Raw genomic sequence first — 18,719 nt, 5'->3', positions numbered from 1 at the left:
AGTCCATCACCTTTAAAGCTTTATCCATTTTAAAGGAAAAATTAAGCATCTAAATTTAGCCAACCAATTAACCCATTCTTATAATTATGAAATATTTTTACACATATCAGGCAAGAAATATGCCTCATCCGTTTTTTTCAGATTTATCACGCCGGTTATAAGCGCCCTGAAAGACGCATTTTTTGCTCTTCAATTCAAGGTGCAATTTCAAACGCGTAATCATTGAATTGTACAGAACTGTAGTTAGAACTTGTAGCTATATGGCTTTGCCATGAAGTTGCAGAAGGGAGAACTCGTGCCTTTTTAAACCGCTGAAAGATCTTAGGATGTAATGAACCAATTGATTTTTTAGAATAAAAGAATTTAAAACCGAATTATGAGGAAACATTTATGAAACTATTTTACGAACGCATAACAGATTTTTGGCTGCCAAAAGTCGCGCTCAGGAAGGTTGCCGGTACGTTGTATCTTTTGATGATATTGTGTTCCGTATTCAGCACCAATACCTACGCGCAAACAAGGGCAACAATAACAGGGGTAATCACCGATACCACGGGCACCAGTATAATTGGTGCAAACATTGTAGCTACAAACAAAAAGAATGTAAGTACTGCTACTGATGTTAATGGTAAGTTTGTTATCGATGCCGAACCGGGTACCATATTCAGGGTTACCTATGTAGGTTATAAGGAAACAACCTTTACGGTTTCGGCTGATAAACAGACGTATAACATTGTAATGAAAGTTACAAAAAATGAGTTTGCGGATGTGGTTATCACCGCCTATGGGCGTAAGCAACGCAAAGAAGCTGTTGTAGGGTCGGTAACTACCATTACACCTACCGATCTGAAGATACCGGCAAGCAACCTTACAAACGCCCTGGCAGGCCAGGTAGCCGGTGTAATAGCCTACCAGCCAAGCGGGCAGCCGGGCCTGGACAACTCTTCGTTTTTTATCAGGGGGGTAACCACTTTCGGCTATAAAAAAGACCCGCTTATTTTAATCGACAACGTGGAGCTATCCACATCAGACCTTGCCCGCTTACAGGTTGATGATATAGCAAGTTTCTCAATACTTAAGGATGCGAGCGCTACAGCGTTGTATGGTGCAAGAGGGGCGAACGGCGTGATTTTGGTGACCACCAAAGAGGGTAAGGTTGGCAAGCCGCAAATAAATGTGCGGGTAGAGAACTCCGTTTCACAATCGGTTAAAAACCTGCAGCTGGCAGATCCCATCACTTATATGCGCTTATTTAACGAAGCGACCATCACCCGCGACCCGTTAAGTCCGCTGCCTTTTAGTCAAAATAAAATTATTAATACCGAGGCTACTTTGGCTAACGCCCCGGGCAGTAACCAATATGTATACCCGGCTGTAGACTGGCTGAAAACGCTTTTTAAAGACCGCGCCAACACGCAAAGGGCAAACTTAAGTGTAAGCGGGGGCGGCGGCGTAGCCCGCTATTACGTAGGGGGATCATATAATATCGACCACGGCATACTCCGCCAGGATATTATGAACAATAACGACAATAACGTAAACTTCCGTAACTATCAATTGCGTTCAAACGTTAATATCAATTTAACCAAATCTACAGAACTGATCGTAAGATTATCCGGAACGTTTAACGAATACAACGGCCCGCTTACTGCTGATGCCTCGTTCTCAACCGATTTGTATAATATAGCCATGCATACCAGCCCGGTATTATTTGCACCCTCGTACCCGGCGGATGATGCTAATGTGAACACCCAGCATATACTATTTGGCAATGCTCCGTCAGCAGGCAGTACAGGGTCAAACGCGGTAGCCTATCTTAACCCTTATGCTGCTTTGTTACGTGGTCATAAAAACTTCTCACAGTCGCGCATGTCGGCACAGATGGAGTTGAACCAAAACCTTGATTTTGTAACAAATGGCTTAAGCTTCAGAGGGTTGTTTCATACCAACAGGTTCTCGTATTTCGAGTCTTCGATGGGTTATAATCCGTTTTATTACAACATCGGCTCGTACGATAAACCAAGTAACACATATACTTTATCATGGTTAAACCCGCAACCCGGCGCCGCTACAGAATACCTGAATTACAGCCGTAACTTTAACAATACCCAGGCAAATACCTATCTGTTTTTTCAGGGTGTGGTAGATTATACCAAAAGGATGGGCGACCACAATATCAGCAGTTCGTTAATAGGCACACAACAGCAAACGCTTTACGGTAATGCCGATAACCTGTTCAACTCGCTGCCTTATCGCAACCTCACCCTTGCGGGCCGTGCCACTTACTCGTACAAAAGCCGTTATTTTTTAGAATTTAACTTTGGATATAACGGTACCGAACGCTTTGCCGCTAAAAACCGGTTCGGATTTTTTCCAACCATTGGCGCTTCGTGGATAATTTCTGATGAAAAGTTCTGGGGCGATGGCCTTTATCAGGTCATCAACCGCTTAAAACTTCGCGGAAGCTACGGTACCGTAGGTAACGACCAGATCGGCTCAGAGCGCTTTTTCTATCTTTCCCGCGTGGATCTTAATGGGGGTAACCCGGCGTATTTTGGTACCAATAACGGGTATGGCCGCAACGGTGTTGTAGTTAACAGTTATCCAAATGCCGATATCACCTGGGAAACTTCAAAGCAGCTTAATTTAGGGCTCGAGTTTACGCTTTTAAAAGATCTTAATGTTACTGCCGAGGTTTACAAATTTAACCGTACCAATGTACTGCAAGCGCGCTCATCTATACCCAGCACAATGGGCTTAGAGGCGGAGATCAGCGCTAACTTTGGCGCCGCCGAAACCAAAGGACTTGATTTGCAGATGGATTATAAAAGAACATTTGGTAAAAGTGGTTTTATACAAGGCAGGGGAAACTTAACGGTTTCATCAAGCAAATACACCAAATACGAAGAGCCTCAATATGCTGAGGACTATCGGTACCGAGTAGGACAAACCCTGGAACGCCAGGTGGGTTATATTGCCGAACGCCTGTTTGTTGATGATAACGAAGCGGCAAATTCGCCGAGCCAGATATTTTCATCGGGCGGTATACCACCAAAAGGCGGTGATATAAAATATCGCGATCTGAACAACGATGGCAAAATTGATAGTAAAGATCAAACATTTATTGGCTACCCAACAACCCCTCAAATTGTTTACGGTTACGGTATATCGAGTGGCTATAAAGGATTTGATCTTTCGGCCTTTTTGCAGGGGCAGGCACAGGTGAGCTTTTTTATCGATCCGAGCCGGACCAGTCCTTTTATACAAAGCCCCGATGGCGCGTATGCAAGCGGCAATACCCAACTGCTTAAAGCGTTTGCTGACGACCATTGGTCTGAGGACAATCAAAACTTGTACGCCCAATACCCGCGCCTGGGTGTAAACGGCAACCAGATTGAAAACAACAGGCAAAATAGCACCTGGTGGCTGCGCGACGGCAGTTTCCTGCGCCTTAAATCTGTTGAGGTTGGCTACACGCTGCCAACCCGCTTAACCCAGAAATGGAAAATGAATAAAGTGCGTCTTTATTTCAACGGTTTGAATTTATACACCTGGAGTCCGTTTAAGCTGTGGGATCCGGAAATAGGCGGAAACGGGTTCGCGTATCCAATACAAAAAGTATTCAACGTAGGGCTAAACGTTAATCTATAAATCATACGACAATTTTAGATCATTTATATGAAAAAAATATCACAGATCTTATGCGCGGTAGTTTTGCTGCTATCGGGCGTATCCTGCAAGAAGTACCTCGATCTGGCGCCCAATAACACCGGCACGCTCGAGTATGCTTTCAGGAACCGTAACGAAGCCGAAAACTATTTATTTACCTGCTATGCAACCTTGCAGCAATTTGCAGATGTTACTACCAATGCCGGTTTTACAACTTCGGGCGAAATCATCTACCCCAATAATTTAACCAAGCATCCTATTGATGAAACCGGCTTCAACTTGCTTAGGGGGTCGCAAAACAGCGCGGAGCCCGGGCTTAATTATTGGGATGGTGAAAAAAGCGGTAAAGCTATATTCAGGTCGATACGCAGGTGCAACACCATGCTCGAAAATATTGACAAGCCTGTAGACCTGTCATTTGCAGAAAAGAAAAGATGGATAGCCGAGGTTAAGTTCTTGAAGGCTTACTATCATTTTTACCTGGCGCGTATGTATGGCCCGATACCATTGATCAAAAACAACCTGGCTATAACCGCGTCTACCGATGAAATAAAGGTAAAACGCGCATCGGTTGATTCAACTTTCAATTATATCGTATCGTTGTTAGACGAGGCAACACCCGATCTGCCGCCTGTAATAAATAACCAGGCGCAGGAACTTGGCCGTATTACGCAGCTAATTGCCCTTTCTGTAAAGGCAGAGGTTTTAGCTACCGCGGCAAGCCCGCTTTTTAATGGCAATCCGGATTATACAAGTACACAAAATAAAGACGGCGAAAAACTTTTTCCGTCAACTTACGATCCAACAAAATGGGACAGGGCGGCATTAGCATGCAAGGCCGCGATTGAGGCCTGCGAAGCCAACGGCTTAAAACTGTATAGTTTTATCCCGCCCTCTACGATCACGGTTCTGCCCGATTCGTTAAGAAAGGTTTTAACCATACAAAACGCCGTTACCGAAAAATGGGAACTAAACCCCGAAGTGATATGGGCGCTGAACCCAACCTTTCAATGGCAGGGGTATGCTACACCGCGTTTAACTCAGAAAGGTGTTGTAAACATATTTTCAAACCCATCTACCTTTGCGGTACCACTTTCTGTTCAGGAACTCTTTTACTCTGATAAAGGTGTGCCGATAAACGAAGATAAGACCTTTGATTATGCAGGCCGGTATAATATTAAAACCGGCGATCAGGCCAGCCGCTTTTATATTGCCCAAAATTACTCAACTGCCAAAGTGAACTTTAACCGCGAGCCCCGTTTTTACGCCAGTCTTGGTTTCGACGGTGGGATATGGTTTGGCAACGGCAAGATAAATTTAAATGATCTGTACCATGTTGAAGCACGCGGCATCGAATCATATGCAGGCCCCAAGGATATTAACACCCTAAATATCACGGGTATATGGCCTAAAAAGCTGGTTCATTATCAATCCGTATATGATGATGGTTTTCAGGAGATAAGCTACCGCCTGCCATTGATCAGACTTGCGGGTTTATACCTGTTATATGCCGAGGCCCTTAATGAAGTGCACGGCCCAACCCCCGAAGCTTACACCTACATAGATAAGGTACGCGCAAGGGCGGGGTTACCGGGAGTTGTTGAAGCGTGGACAAATTACGCTAAAAACCCGGGCAAGTTTAACACTAAGGACGGGCTAAGGCAGATCATTCACCAGGAACGCCGTTTAGAACTGATGTTTGAAGGCCAGGCCGGCTGGGACCTGCGCCGCTGGAAGGAGTTGCAAAGCGTATTAAGCCAACCGATGCAGGGGTGGAACCTTTACGAAACACAACCGGCTAATTATTATCAGCCGCGCACCCTGTTCTCGGCCATATTTGGTGTACGCAATTACCTGTGGCCGATAAAGGATATCAGCCTGACAGTTAACGACAATTTGGTTCAAAACCCTTACTGGTAGAAATAAGCTATAAAAGAATTTGATATGAAAAAGATAAATAAATATTTCGCAAAGGCTTTGTTCAGCCTGCAGATATTGGCTTTTGTTTGTTTGCTTTCGGCCTGTAAAAAGAATGATGGTTACAATACCGAACCGGTATCTACCGATAAAACAAAACCGGCTGTAGTTACCAACGTAAAGGTTACTAACTATAACGGGGGGGCTTATATTACTTACGACCTGCCCAATTCTGATAATATTTTGTATGTGCTGGCGCAATATAACATCAATGATAAAACATCGCGAGAAACCAAGTCGAGTTATTACAGCGACACGGTGAAGGTGGAGGGATTTGCTACCAATAAACCCTACGATGTAACGCTATACACCGTAAGCAGGGCAAATGTAAAGTCTGACCCGTTAACCGTAACTGTAAATCCGGATGTGCCGTATTACAAGCTCATTAAGCCTACGGTATCGCTTACCACAGATTTTGGAGGGGTTAATATCCAGGCGTTAAATCCCTATAAAAAAGAAATTGGAGTGATCCTGATCGCGATGGATAATTCTACCCAGGCGCTTGAGGTAAGCGATCAGCATTACACCAATCAGGATACCATAAACTATTCCGTACGCGGCTTTCCGTCAGTACAGCGCAAATTCGGGGTTTACGTAACCGATAAATATGGTAACATATCGGATACTACGTTACTGGATATTACGCCGCTTTTTGAAACTCAGCTGGATAAGACCAAATTTACAGTGTACCGTAAACCAAGCGATAGCGAAATAGGCTACGGTTGGGATCTTCCGTACCTGTGGGATGGCAAAATTGACGGCTATTCAAACGGATGGCACACCAACCCGGGTACCGGCAAGCCCATGCAATGTACGTTTGGCATAGGGGTAACCGCGCAAATAAGCCGTATAAAAATATACGAGCGACCGTTAGAATACGCCTTCTTTCATGGTAACCCAAAAAACTTTAGTTGGTGGGGCTCTACTGTCGAATCGCCACAGGACGTTGTATTGCCACAATCTGCACCGGTTGGTGCCGTGGTAGGCGATTGGGTAAACCTGGGCAATTACCGTTATCCAAACCCGCCATCGGGCTTACAGCCGGGTTTCACAAACGCAGCCGATGAGAAGTTTGTAATGGCTGGCGTGGATTTTCTGGTGCCTGCATCAGCACCGGCGGTTAAATACCTCAGGCTGCTGGTACACGATACCTGGGGAATGGGCGATGCTGCACATTTAATGGAGGTTACGGTTTTTGGTAAGCCGCAGTAACGTTTAATGAATAATTAAAAAAGAAATTATGAAAAATATTTTTCGGATATGTCTGTTCGCTATTGTCGTAATTGGCGCCATAAGCTGCGAAAAAAAGGATACAGACTTTAAGAAGTTTTTAGGTGATAAAGAAATGGTTTACCCGGGTGTTGTAGTAAAACCACATTCAAAACCGGGCAACTTAAGGGCCGCGCTGGTATGGAACCCAAGTTCGGACCCCAGCATAAGCAGGTATGTTATTTACTGGAACAATAAAGCGGATTCGGTTGTGGTGAATTCAACCAACCATAATACCGCCGACTCTATCACAGCTATAATACCGGGCCTTAGCGAGTATATCTATTCGTTTACAATTTATTCGTATGATGCCAAGGGGAACCGCTCTATCCCTTTAGAGATCAACAACGTTAAGGTTTACGGACCGGTTTATCAAAGCGGGTTAACAAACCGTGTGTACGATGCTGCCAATCCTTTTACCGTATCCGAAAATGGCAATGTTAAGCTTAACTTTTTGCAGGCCGATACTACATCGCTCAATGTATCTACAATTATTAAGTATACTAACCGTAACGGGGAGATAGTTGAAAAAGACCTCAGTCCCGATAGTACATCATTTATGATAACAGATTATAAATCGGGCGAGCCTGTAAGCTTCCGTTCGGGCTATATTCCTGTTAAAGGGTCTATTGATACATTTTATGTTTCAAATTACAGCACTTTCCCGGAAATTAACGGGATAAGCCAATGCGCTAAATCATTGTTCAGGGAATATAAGATGAATGGCGATGTAGGCACTTACGAGTCGGGTACAAGCGTAAGCAAACTGTGGGACGGTTCGGTTGGCCCGCAGGGTTATCCAAACATTTTTCATAGCGATGGCGACCATCATTTGCCGCATACATTTACATTTGATATGGGCAAGGTTTACAAAGTGCTTACCAGCATGGAAGAAACCGGCCGTAACTGCTGCAATAACCCTGATCAGTTTGAAATTTGGGGCATCGCCGATATTACCAATGCCGCTACAAACCTGTCGCCTAATGATAACGGCTGGACTTCCGAAATGCAGGCAAAGGGCTGGACGCTTTTAAAGGATGTTACCCGCAATGACGACGGCCAGCAGTTGATCAAGGTCAACTTTGATGCAGGTATACCACCGGTAAGGTACATCCGCATAAGGGTTAAGCACGTAACTACCGGCGATGGCTATTATAGCAACATAAGCGAATTGACCTTTTTTAATGACGTACTTAAATAACCGGTTAAATTATTTAAATCAGTAAGCCATCTTCATAAACGGATGGCTTGCTGATTTTGTGCAGATGAGCTGTTGATCTTATCCGGCGGCCATAAATTGTTGCTTATGACTAAATATTTGTTTGTTGCTATTATTTGTTTTTATAGCGTACGGCCCTTACACGCGCAAAATAATACATGGAAAGGTTTTGAACGTGTTAATTTTAGCATAGATAACTACCGGGCTTACTATGTTAAACCCTCCACGCCGCTCCCCGGTAATCCCTGGGTTTGGCGCTCGTCGTTCGCAGATTGGCATACCGACATTGATAGCATCCTGCTTACAAAGGGATTTTACGTTGCCTATATCAATGTCGACGATCAGTACGGCGCCCCGCAGGCACTGCAGGTTTGGGATAAGTTTTACAGCTACCTCGTAAAGACGGTTTCTTTATCGCCTAAGCCGGCTTTAGAGGCCGTAAGCAGGGGCGCTTTATATGCCTACGGATGGGCAAAGCGCAACCCGGATAAGGTGAGCTGCATTTACGCGGAAACACCGGTTTGCGACTTTAAAAGTTGGCCAGGTGGCAAGGGTCAGGGAAAGGGCGACACCGCTGCGTGGAAACAACTGAAACGAGTTTATAGGTTTACCGAAGCGCAAGTTCTGGCTTACACTGACAATCCTGTAGATAATTTGGAAGGGCTTGCTTCTTTTAAAGTTCCCCTGCTGCATATGATCAGCAATACAGACAAGCTGGTACCTCCGAACGAGAATACCTATCCTTTGATCAGGAAATATATAGCGCTTGGTGGCTTAGCGTATATAATGACGGCTGATAAACAACCACAGGAACTATTTGGGCATCATTTTGACATTGAGCATCCCGACAGTATTGCAGGCTTCATAGCCGCTAATACCTATCCTTTAAAGCCCTTACTGCCCTACCATAACTATTACTCGGTTAGGGGAGGGCTTCAGCATTTTTTTTCGACGGTAGCAAAAAACCAGGACGCGACAGTAGCTTTTTTAGGGGGATCAATAACTTTTAACCCCGGCTGGCGCGATAAAGTGTGCAAGTATCTTAAAGAGCGTTATCCCAAAACAAAGTTTAGATTTATACAGGCAGGCATACCATCGCTGGGCAGTTTACCGCACGCATTTCGCCTCAGGCGCGATGTGCTGGATTCAGGCCGGGTAGACCTGATGTTTGTTGAGGCCGCAGTAAACGACAGGGTTAATGGAACCGACAGCCTTACCCAAGTGCGCGACCTGGAAGGCATTATCAGGCACGCCAGGCGGGCCAACCCTTTAATGGATATCATCATGATGTCCTTTGCCGACCCGGATAAGAACAGCGATTACGCCAGGGGAAGCAGTCCGGTTGAAGTAGTAAACCACGAACTGGTGGCAAGCCATTACAGCCTGCCATCTATTAATCTGGCTAAAGAAGTGTATGATAAAATTCAAAATAAGGAATTTAGCTGGCTTAACGACTTCAAAGATATCCACCCGGCAGCATTTGGTCAGGAGCTATATTTTGCTACTATAAAAAGCTTGCTGCAATCCAGCTCCGAAACACTTGTTAAACAGGCACCGGTAAAAAAGCTGCCGAAACCTTTGAACGCTTCAAATTTTGAATTCGGAAGTTATTATAACATCAGCAACGCGCAACACGATAAAAACTGGGCTATTGACAAAAACTGGGTACCTAAGGATGGCCTGGATACCCGCCCGGGTTTTGTAAACGTGCCGGTATTAGCCGCTGATAAGCCCGGGGCAGTATTAACATTGCCTTTTACCGGAACAGCTATCGGTATAGGTATTGTATCGGGTAGTGACGCCGGAATGGTAATGTATGCCATTGACAATGGCGCATATAAAACTGTCGACTTGTACACCCAATGGAGCGGCTGGCTGCACCTGCCATGGTACATATTGTTTAACGGTAACCTGGCAAAAGGCAGGCACGTGCTTAAGCTAAAAATAGCCAACCGGCACAACCCGGCCAGTAAGGGTAATGCCTGCCGTATAGTTTACTTCCTTAGGAACGAATAATCCATTTGTTTGCGGGGTTTGTCCATTTTAAAGCCGGAAACAAGCATATATTTTTAGCCAGCCAATTAGTATTTCACCAATTTATAAAACAAGCCTGTTAGTCCGGCCCGTTTTAATAACCTGTTTTGAATAACATAACCGATAATGAAAAGATACTTCTGCCTAATTACTATCATTTTTTTATTTGCCGTTTCAGCACACAGCCAAACCAAACCGCTAAAGCTTTGGTATGATAAACCCGCTGCACAGTGGGAAGAGACCCTGCCTTTAGGTAACGGCCATTTGGGTATGACACCGGATGGGGGTGAACTGGAAGAGCATGTAGTTTTAAACGATATTACCCTATGGTCGGGCGCGCCGCAGGATGCCAATAATTATGAAGCCTACAAAAGCCTGCCCGAAATAAGAAGGTTGCTTGCCGAGGGTAAGAATAACGAAGCACAGGCATTGGTCGACAAAAACTTTATTTGTACCGGCAAAGGTTCGGGTAGCGAGCCATTTGGTAAATACCAGGTACTTGGCGATCTGAAAATTAAATTTGATTATGCCGGTAACGAGCATGTTTTTACCAACTACAAACGCGAACTTTCTTTGGATAAAGCGGTTGCAACCTGTACTTACAATATAGATGGGGTTAACTACAAGCGCGAATACTTCACCAGTTTTAATAATGATGTAAGTATCATCAAACTATCGGCTGATAAGCCGGGGAACCTAAATTTTAGCATCTCTTTATCCCGCCCGGAAAGGTTCACTACAATTGAAAAAAACGGCGGGCTGCAAATGTACGGGCAATTAAAAAGTGGTACGGAGAAAGGTGGCATGCAATATCTTACCAAAGTTAAAACACGGCTAACGGGGGGTACGTTAAGCTATACTGATAATCAATTGGTTATAAAAAAAGCCACGGAAGTTATTATTTACATTACAGCCGGTACCGATTTCAGAGGGGCTGATTATAAAAGAAATGTAGATGCGCAGCTTACAGCTGCGTTAAAAACCACTTATACACAAGAGCGTGCGCAGCATATTGCCAGGTATCAAAAACTGTTCAATAGGGTTAAGGTTGATTTGGGCGCAGGCACAGCCGGCGATGAACCCACCGATCAGCGGCTCATCAGCTTCCACAAAAACCCCAATGCCGATAAATATTTACCGGTATTGTTTTATCAGTATGGGCGATATCTAACCATCAGCAGTACGCGTGTAGGTTTATTGCCGCCAAATTTGCAGGGCCTGTGGGCCAACCAGATAAACACCCCTTGGAACAGCGATTACCACCTGGATGTCAACGTGCAAATGAATCACTGGCCGGTTGAGGTGTCAAACTTATCGGAACTTAACCTGCCTTTGGCCCAGTTGGTTAAAGGCATGGTTAAACCCGGCGAGCGCACTGCAAAAGCTTATTATAATGCCGATGGATGGGTTGCCCACGTAATAACTAATGTGTGGGGTTTTACGGAACCGGGTGAAAGTGCGTCCTGGGGGGTAACCAAATCCGGTTCGGGCTGGTTATGTAATAACCTGTGGGAGCATTATGCCTACTCTGAAGATAAGAGCTACCTGCGTGATATATATCCCATATTAAAAGGCTCTGCGCAGTTTTACAGCAGCATGCTTATTAAAGACGAGAAAACGGGCTGGCTGGTGACCTCGCCTTCTTCGTCGCCAGAGAATAGTTTTTACCTGCCAAACTGCAAAACGGCCAGTATATGTGTAGGGCCGACCATTGATAACCAGATCATACGCGAGTTATTTAACAATGTGATAACCGCCGCCGGGCTTTTAGGTAAAGATGAAGCCCTTAAAAAAGACCTTGTGGCCAAGTTAAAGCAGTTGCCGCCGGTGGGGCGGATCAGCAAGGATGGCCGTTTGATGGAATGGCTGGAAGATTATAAAGAAACAGAACCGCAGCACAGGCATATTTCGCACTTATATGGTTTGTATCCTGCAGCATTGATCACGCCCGAAGCAACTCCCGCGCTTGCCGAAGCCTGTAAAAAAACATTAGAGGTTAGGGGCGACGACGGTCCAAGCTGGTCGATCGCATATAAACAGTTGTTTTGGGCCCGCCTGCACGATGGTAACCGGGCGTACAAATTGTTTACCGAAATAATGAAACCAACCCTTAAAACCGATATAAATTACGGTGCAGGTGGCGGTATTTATCCAAACCTGCTTTCGGCTGGACCGCCGTTTCAGATAGACGGCAACTTTGGAACAACTGCAGGTATAGCCGAAATGCTTATACAAAGCCATGCGGGCTTCATTGAGTTACTGCCTGCTGTGCCCGACGCCTGGAAAGCATCGGGCAGCGTAAAAGGCCTGAAAGCCCGTGGAAATTATACTGTGGACTTTAGCTGGAAAAACGGCAAAGTGGTCAATTGCCGTATAACTTCTCCACGTCCCCGTAAGGTTAAAGTTAAGATCAACGGCGTTATAAAAACCTGGTCAGCCGTAAAGGCCTGATATCATACTTAAAGTCTATTAACGATGCTCACAACCTTTAAACGGTACTTAGCCGGTATCGTGTTTTTTGTCGCGTTTTCATTTAAGGCCGAAGGTGGTTCCAAACCAAACGCGCAACTGGTTACTTTTCCCTTTGGTAAAACCGGTAAAATAAGCTACAATTTAACCACAGGTACTTACCGGGTGTTTCAAAGTGGCAAGCTCATATTCGCAGATATTTATGCGTATGCCAAAGTAAAAACTGATACTATCAGCTCTAAGGACTACCGGTCAATAAAATACACGCGGCTGCCGCTACATGATGGCTTTGGAAAAGGGTTCAGGCATACTTTAATGCTGACAGGTAAAGGCCTGCCTGCCATGCGGCAGGTGTTTTACACTTACTCCCGCCGCAACTATTTCCTAACAGAAATATCATTTATCGGGGTGTCTCTAAAAAGTAATTATATGTCTCCTTTTAACGGAGGCTTTACGAAAATACCCGGGGACGATGTGCGTTCGGTTTTTGTCCCATTTGATAACGACACCTTCATCAGCTATAATTCAAAACCCTTTAACGGTACTATGGACGTAAGTTCTGAAGTAGGTACGGTGTTTTCAAACCAAAGCAGGGCGGGTATCATAGCAGGTTCTGTTGAACATGAAGTTTGGAAAACGGGGGTTGAAGTGCAATCCCTTGCGCGTTTAAACCAGATTAAGGTTTGGGGCGGTTATACTTCAGAAGCGGTAACCCGTGACAAAATTGAGCATGGTAGCATCAGTGGAAGTATAGTAAAATCGCCAAAAATATTTGTTGGTTTCTTTAACGACTGGCGCAGGGGTATGGAAGAATATGGAAAGGCCAACCGTATTGCCGAACCACCTTACATTTTTAACTGGAATAAACCCACCCCTGTAGGTTGGAACAGCTGGGGCGTTATACAGGAAAAAATCACGCTTGATAATATCACCAAAACAGCAAACTTCTTCGCGGACAGCATTCCTGCGTTCCGTACAGGCAACACTGCTTTTATCGATCTGGATTCGTTTTGGGACAACCTGGTGCACAACGGCGATTACAGCCAATTAAAACATTTTGCAGATTATTGTAAATCAAAAGGGCTGCAGCCGGGTATTTATTGGGCGCCATTTACCGACTGGGGACATGCCGGCGGCCCAAACAGAAAGGTAGATGGCAGTGAGTACACCTATGGCGAATTATGGACGAAGATAGGTAACGGTTATAACGATATTGATGGAGCAAGGGCATTAGACCCCACACACCCTGGCACAAAACAACGCATAGCATTTGTATTGCGCAAGCTAAAAGCCTGTGGGTTTAAAATGATCAAGATAGATTTTTTAGGCCACGCATCAGTTGAGGCTAATAAATTTTACGATCCAACGGTAACCACGGGAATGCAGGCATACCGTAAAGGGATGGAATACGTAGTTGACCAGCTCGGCACACAAATGCTGGTCTATGCGGCTATATCGCCAAGCATGGCCACAGGCCGGTATGTACACATGAGGCGTATAGCCTGCGATGCGTTTAAAACCATCGACCATACAAAATACACGCTAAATAGCGTAAGTTATGGCTGGTGGCAAACCTATCTCTATAACTTTATAGATGCAGACCATGTAGTATTTGCCGACGAAACAATAGGGGCCAACCGCGCCCGGTTGCTATCCGCCATTATTACGGGTACCTGGATCTCAGGAGATGATTTTTCGGTGACGGGTCAGTGGACGGCGCGTGTGAAAAAATACTATCAGGACGCTGAATTGCTAAGCGTAATACAGAATGGCAAAGCATTTCGCCCGCTCGAAGGTAATGTTACAACATCAGAGGTATTCACCAAACAGACAGGCGATAGGTTTTATCTGGCGGTTATAAATTACGGTAAACAAGCCAGGGAATACGCGCTATCACCTCGGCGACTTGGTATAGATGTTTCCAAGATCATAAGCACAAAAGAGCTGTTACAGCACAATGCAATAGGGGTAGCAAACACGCTGCAGTTTAAAGTTAATGGTGCCGACGCGGTATTATATCAATTTGTATTGAAAAGGTAATCAATAACTTAACGCGGCAAATGTAAAAGTCAATGTTAAGTAGCCCCAAGTGCTTAACATAATGATAATATTAAAGTAACCCTGCTGTGGTATACTTTTGCAGATATTATCACACCGTTATATATGAAAGATAAACTTAAACCCCTTGTAAAAGAAGCAAAAAAGGCAGCTCAAAAAGCCATCCAGTTAAGCTTGGTTACACATTTAAAAGAAATTACCGCGAGATTTGGCGAAGGGTCCAAAAAATTGGATAAACAGGTAGAAAAAGAAGCGAAGAAACTTTCAAAAAAATTTGCTAAACATATTAAGGTAAACAAAGGTGCTTTGATAGGGGGTGATGATCAGTCGAAAAAAGAGGCGGAAACGGTTAAAGTTCCATCCGTTAAAATTAAAGCGGTACCGGCTGTTAAAAAGACCATCGCAAAAACCAATACTTTATAGTACGAGCTTTGTAAGTGGCAAAGGGGTTATAGCCCCGCGGATCAGCCTTCGGCCTCTATCAAAATATCGTCCCGGTGTTTTTCGGGAGTTTTTGAACGGAAAGCCATATACACAACAGCCATAACAGCAACCACAGCCGTAGCATACAATATTGCGGGTACCATCGCTATAACATCCTGGTAAAACCAGCCGGATATGAGCGCGCCTAAACCTATACCGGCTTCTAACGAGATATACATGGTTGCCATAGCCTTGCCGCGATGGGCGGGCTTGCTCAAATCTACCGTCCAGGCGTTTAAGGCGGGGGAAAGGATGCCGGTTGCCACACCATAAACTATACCGCCAACCAATAAACCGAAAGAGGTTTTTTCGTACGCTATTAAACAAAGGGCAATAACCAGCAAGCCCAAGCCGGTGTTGATCACATAAATACGACCGTACCTATCAGATACCTTACCGGCAATAAAACGTATCAGCAGCGATGCAATGGTAAACACCATGAAAAACAAACCCTTATTCATGATGCCGAGGTGGCCGCTCCAGTCTGGGATGAGGGTTAATATCGCGCCGTATGCAACGTACGACAAAAGGGTAACAATGGCTGCGGGCAAAACCTCAACAGCAATAATGTCCGTCCGCGATATTTTTAATACTGACAAGCTAAATGGCTGTTTAAATTTCAACGATTCTTTCATGTTCATCAGTATTACTATTGACATTAGCGCGAAGAACGATGATGCATAAAACAGCATATTTAAAGAGTATGCCAGCCTTATGGTGCTGCCTATAAAGGGCCCTATGGCCAGGCCGGTACTAAAGCAAATGCCGTGAAAGCCTAAGGCCTCGCCCCAGCGCTCGCGCGGAACTATATCTGCAACGTAGGCCGCGGTGGCAGTAGGCTTAAAACCTGTAGAAAACCCATGCAATAATCGCAGAAATAAAAATCCGGATACTGTGCTTAATACAGGATACAGAAAACCGCAGATAAAGCACACTATAGAACCTACTGCCATTACCGGCACCCGGCCAACGGTATCGGTAAGCCTGCCGCTGAACGGGCGCGATATACCCGCAGTAAGGGTAAACAAAGCGATGATAAGGCCCTTGTGCTCGCCGCCGCCCATAATGCTCAAATAAGCAGGAAGTTCGGGTATCAGCATATTAAAGCTTGCCGAGAATAAGAGCGAGCTAAGACAAACCAGCGCGAAGTGTAAGTTATAAATAGGATGTACGGCTTTAGCCATTAGATGCAGCAGATGTATTATTCAGCAAGTGTACCAAATTGAAAGCAAAAAACAGCCGCTGTTTTTTGAACAGCTTCTCCGTTTACTAACATTAGGTAAATGCCGTCATTTTTGTAATACCATCACCCCATTCATAACAACGGTGCTGCCCCCATCTGCAACAATGTTATAAACTTTTTGGGTGCCACCTGCCTTTTCTGTCTTCAACAGCACGGTATACGCCTGGTATTTGCCGGTTTTTTCATCGAGGCATAGTACGTCCTGGCCTATTGTTATTTCGCCAATTTTTTGGTTTCCCTGTACGGTAAGCATCGGGTGATTTGGTGTAGCCTGCAACACTTTACTGCTTAGCCTGATATCCTGCCCGTTAATTTGTGTCGATACCAGTACAAGTTTAGTTAACGCATAGTTTTTGGCAACGTGCGCTGTTAACTCCTTCACCGTTACCGCCGATGCAACTTTGGTAGCAGGATCAACTGTAATTACCTGGTCGCCGCTTTTAACATCCTTCAAAAACTTTTTAGCCCCATTGGCCATGGTAACCAGTTCATCGCCGGGGAAACAAATATCGTTACCGTATGTGGCCGATTCCTCTTTCATATCTTTGCCACCGTTTAACAGCTTATATTGCTGAAAGCTGAATTCTTTAGATAAAACGTAAGAGAGTTTAAGGATAAAATTGGTTTCCACTTTGTTAATGTTATCAATATCCTGGAAATATTGCTCCCAAACTTTGCTCTCAGCCGTAAAGTTGGGCACAAGGGCTTTGTACAGCTTACCCTTTTCGTTGGTATAAAAAACCATGGTTCCAATTTCCTGCAAACCGTCTTTGGCAATCAACTTGTAAAGGTCTATGCGTTTTTTGAGGCCGTCGCTGCCGGTTATAAAGTATGGTTTACGTCCCTCGTATCGGTCAAGTACATACGCATTCTCAAATTTTACGTAGGTATCTTTATCCAGATCGGCGATGTTAAACGTTTGGGCCCTGGTATATTCAGCCAGGGTAAGCGGCCTGGGCGTAACCGTTTGCGCACGGCCAATAGCAACCAAAGCGGTTAATAAAAGTGTTATAGTTAGTTTACGCATATTAATAGAGTCAAGATCGTGAGAATCAAGAAACAAGATAAGAAACAAACAGTATTTATATGTCTTGCTTCCTGCATCCTGATATCTTGCTTCTCTTACATTAAGATATTTCTTTAAAAGCAGCCGCAAAGGCTTCCATTTCGTCCATACGGCCAATGCTTACGCGGCACCATTCCTTGCCGTTAAATTTCCAGTTGCGTATGCCCACACCGCGTTTGAACATTTCGGTCGAAAATCTTGCACCGTCCATTTTAAGCTGGAACATTACGAAGTTCGCCGACGATGGTATATAATCGTAACCCTCTTTCTTTAACACAGTGTACAGATACTCTTTTGCAGCATTTGTTTTTTTGAGGGTATCGTTTAAAAAATCGGTTTCGCGGTACCCGGCCAGCGCGGCGGCCAGGGTGGTGCCGGTAATGCTCCAGGCCTGAGTGGTATATCTTTTAAACGTTTTTATAATATCCGGCTGCGAGATAATGTAGCCAAGGCGCAAACCCGCAAAGCCATAAAGCTTCGAAAAAGTGCGTGCCACAATAATGTTATGCCCGGCTTTTACCATACTTATCATGGATGCCGCCTGCGGATCGGGCAGGTAATCGATATAGGCCTCATCAACAAACACCATTGTTTTTTTTGATACCCGTTCGCAAAAAGCTTTAAGTTTATCGGTATCAACCACCGTAGCGGTAGGGTTATTTGGATTGCAAATGTAAACCAGCCCGGTATTATCGTCCACTTTAGCTTCCATGGCATCAAGGTCTAACTTATAGTCGGTGGTTAACGGTACTTTTACCCATTTGCCCTCAAGTTCCTCGGCGCGACTGGGCAGGTCATCGTAGGATGGGTCGCCGGTAATGACACTTTTGCCGCCCCGGGTGTAATGCATGGCGGCAGCCAGCAAAAACGGAGTAGAACCTGCATCCATCAGCACATTTTGTTGTTTAACCCCTTCATAGGCTGCAATTTTTCCCGAAAGCTGCGATAACTGCATGAACGGATACTGGTAGCTGCTATCAATCGATTCTGCGATGGCTTTTTTTGCTGCGGGCGAAGGACCGTAAGGGTTCTCGTTGGCCAGCAGCCGCGCCTTAAGATCAAACGGCCCGCTTAAAACAGCTTCCTGGTCTGTTAGGCTGCGCGATGATCTGAAGGCACGTTTGGGCATAGCAGCCAGCTTACCGATGGTGCCCGAACAAAAAGCCAGTCCCCCGGCTATAAAAGCGCTGGACCTGATCCAGTTTCTGCGGTTAATTGAATTTGCCATTGTG

The 18,719-nt window shown here is 44.9% G+C and carries 11 protein-coding genes; 8 read left to right on the top strand and 3 right to left on the bottom strand.

What is annotated here, in order from left to right; all coding sequences use genetic code 11:
• Positions 1–390: 390 nt before the first annotated feature.
• The 8 genes from HDC91_RS03370 (at position 391) to HDC91_RS03335 (ending at position 15,118) form a co-directional block, all read left to right on the top strand.
• Complete coding sequence (locus HDC91_RS03370) at positions 391–3,651, top strand: TonB-dependent receptor (protein WP_183548447.1); 3,261 nt, start codon at positions 391–393, stop codon at positions 3,649–3,651.
• A 27-nt stretch (positions 3,652–3,678) separates the two neighbouring features.
• Positions 3,679–5,589: a RagB/SusD family nutrient uptake outer membrane protein gene (locus tag HDC91_RS03365; RefSeq protein ID WP_183548445.1), complete on the top strand. Its 1,911-nt coding sequence runs from the start codon at positions 3,679–3,681 to the stop codon at positions 5,587–5,589.
• 24 nt (positions 5,590–5,613) lie between these two features.
• Positions 5,614–6,858 (top strand): DUF4959 domain-containing protein, encoded by a 1,245-nt coding sequence (locus tag HDC91_RS03360; protein WP_183548443.1) that lies wholly within the window; start codon positions 5,614–5,616, stop codon positions 6,856–6,858.
• Between the two features lie 28 nt (positions 6,859–6,886).
• On the top strand, positions 6,887–8,116 hold the full coding sequence (locus tag HDC91_RS03355; protein WP_183548441.1) for a DUF4998 domain-containing protein: 1,230 nt from the start codon (positions 6,887–6,889) through the stop codon (positions 8,114–8,116).
• Positions 8,117–8,221: 105 nt separating this feature from the next.
• Complete coding sequence (locus HDC91_RS03350; protein ID WP_183548439.1) at positions 8,222–10,150, top strand: SGNH/GDSL hydrolase family protein; 1,929 nt, start codon at positions 8,222–8,224, stop codon at positions 10,148–10,150.
• 144 nt (positions 10,151–10,294) lie between these two features.
• Positions 10,295–12,619 carry a glycoside hydrolase N-terminal domain-containing protein gene (locus tag HDC91_RS03345; RefSeq protein ID WP_183548437.1) on the top strand — a complete coding sequence of 775 codons (2,325 nt, stop codon included), beginning with the start codon at positions 10,295–10,297 and terminating at the stop codon, positions 12,617–12,619.
• A gap of 24 nt (positions 12,620–12,643) precedes the next feature.
• Positions 12,644–14,677 (top strand): alpha-galactosidase, encoded by a 2,034-nt coding sequence (locus HDC91_RS03340; RefSeq protein ID WP_183548435.1) that lies wholly within the window; start codon positions 12,644–12,646, stop codon positions 14,675–14,677.
• 123 nt (positions 14,678–14,800) lie between these two features.
• Positions 14,801–15,118 (top strand): hypothetical protein, encoded by a 318-nt coding sequence (locus HDC91_RS03335; RefSeq protein ID WP_162432227.1) that lies wholly within the window; start codon positions 14,801–14,803, stop codon positions 15,116–15,118.
• Between the two features lie 41 nt (positions 15,119–15,159).
• Here the strand turns inward: HDC91_RS03335 and HDC91_RS03330 are convergent, their stop codons facing one another.
• The 3 genes from HDC91_RS03330 to HDC91_RS03320 all read right to left on the bottom strand — a co-directional run bounded on the left by HDC91_RS03330 (position 15,160) and on the right by HDC91_RS03320 (position 18,715).
• The gene (locus tag HDC91_RS03330) at positions 15,160–16,362 is read right to left on the bottom strand and encodes an MFS transporter (RefSeq protein ID WP_183548433.1); all 1,203 of its coding nucleotides are present in this window, start codon (positions 16,360–16,362) and stop codon (positions 15,160–15,162) included.
• 105 nt (positions 16,363–16,467) lie between these two features.
• Positions 16,468–17,448, bottom strand: coding sequence for a Hint domain-containing protein (locus tag HDC91_RS03325; RefSeq protein WP_183548431.1), 981 nt, complete (start codon positions 17,446–17,448; stop codon positions 16,468–16,470).
• 100 nt (positions 17,449–17,548) lie between these two features.
• Positions 17,549–18,715: a histidinol-phosphate transaminase gene (locus HDC91_RS03320; RefSeq protein WP_183548429.1), complete on the bottom strand. Its 1,167-nt coding sequence runs from the start codon at positions 18,713–18,715 to the stop codon at positions 17,549–17,551.
• Positions 18,716–18,719: the final 4 nt, after the last annotated feature.

Origin of the sequence: Mucilaginibacter sp. AK015 (genome assembly GCF_014200785.1) — a bacterium.
In the GTDB taxonomy this organism is placed as follows: Bacteria; Bacteroidota; Bacteroidia; order Sphingobacteriales; family Sphingobacteriaceae; genus Mucilaginibacter.
This window is presented reverse-complemented; position numbering and strand designations above follow the sequence as displayed.

Excerpts from the sequence above, each read along its gene's own strand:
- HDC91_RS03330 (WP_183548433.1), bottom strand. The coding sequence starts at position 16,362 with ATGGCTAAAGCCGTACATCCTATTTATAACTTACACTTCGCGCTGGTT.
- HDC91_RS03355 (WP_183548441.1), top strand. The coding sequence starts at position 6,887 with ATGAAAAATATTTTTCGGATATGTCTGTTCGCTATTGTCGTAATTGGC.
- HDC91_RS03320 (WP_183548429.1), bottom strand. The coding sequence starts at position 18,715 with ATGGCAAATTCAATTAACCGCAGAAACTGGATCAGGTCCAGCGCTTTT.
- HDC91_RS03340 (WP_183548435.1), top strand. The coding sequence starts at position 12,644 with ATGCTCACAACCTTTAAACGGTACTTAGCCGGTATCGTGTTTTTTGTC.
- HDC91_RS03360 (WP_183548443.1), top strand. The coding sequence starts at position 5,614 with ATGAAAAAGATAAATAAATATTTCGCAAAGGCTTTGTTCAGCCTGCAG.
- HDC91_RS03350 (WP_183548439.1), top strand. The coding sequence starts at position 8,222 with ATGACTAAATATTTGTTTGTTGCTATTATTTGTTTTTATAGCGTACGG.
- HDC91_RS03345 (WP_183548437.1), top strand. The coding sequence starts at position 10,295 with ATGAAAAGATACTTCTGCCTAATTACTATCATTTTTTTATTTGCCGTT.
- HDC91_RS03335 (WP_162432227.1), top strand. The coding sequence starts at position 14,801 with ATGAAAGATAAACTTAAACCCCTTGTAAAAGAAGCAAAAAAGGCAGCT.
- HDC91_RS03370 (WP_183548447.1), top strand. The coding sequence starts at position 391 with ATGAAACTATTTTACGAACGCATAACAGATTTTTGGCTGCCAAAAGTC.
- HDC91_RS03325 (WP_183548431.1), bottom strand. The coding sequence starts at position 17,448 with ATGCGTAAACTAACTATAACACTTTTATTAACCGCTTTGGTTGCTATT.
- HDC91_RS03365 (WP_183548445.1), top strand. The coding sequence starts at position 3,679 with ATGAAAAAAATATCACAGATCTTATGCGCGGTAGTTTTGCTGCTATCG.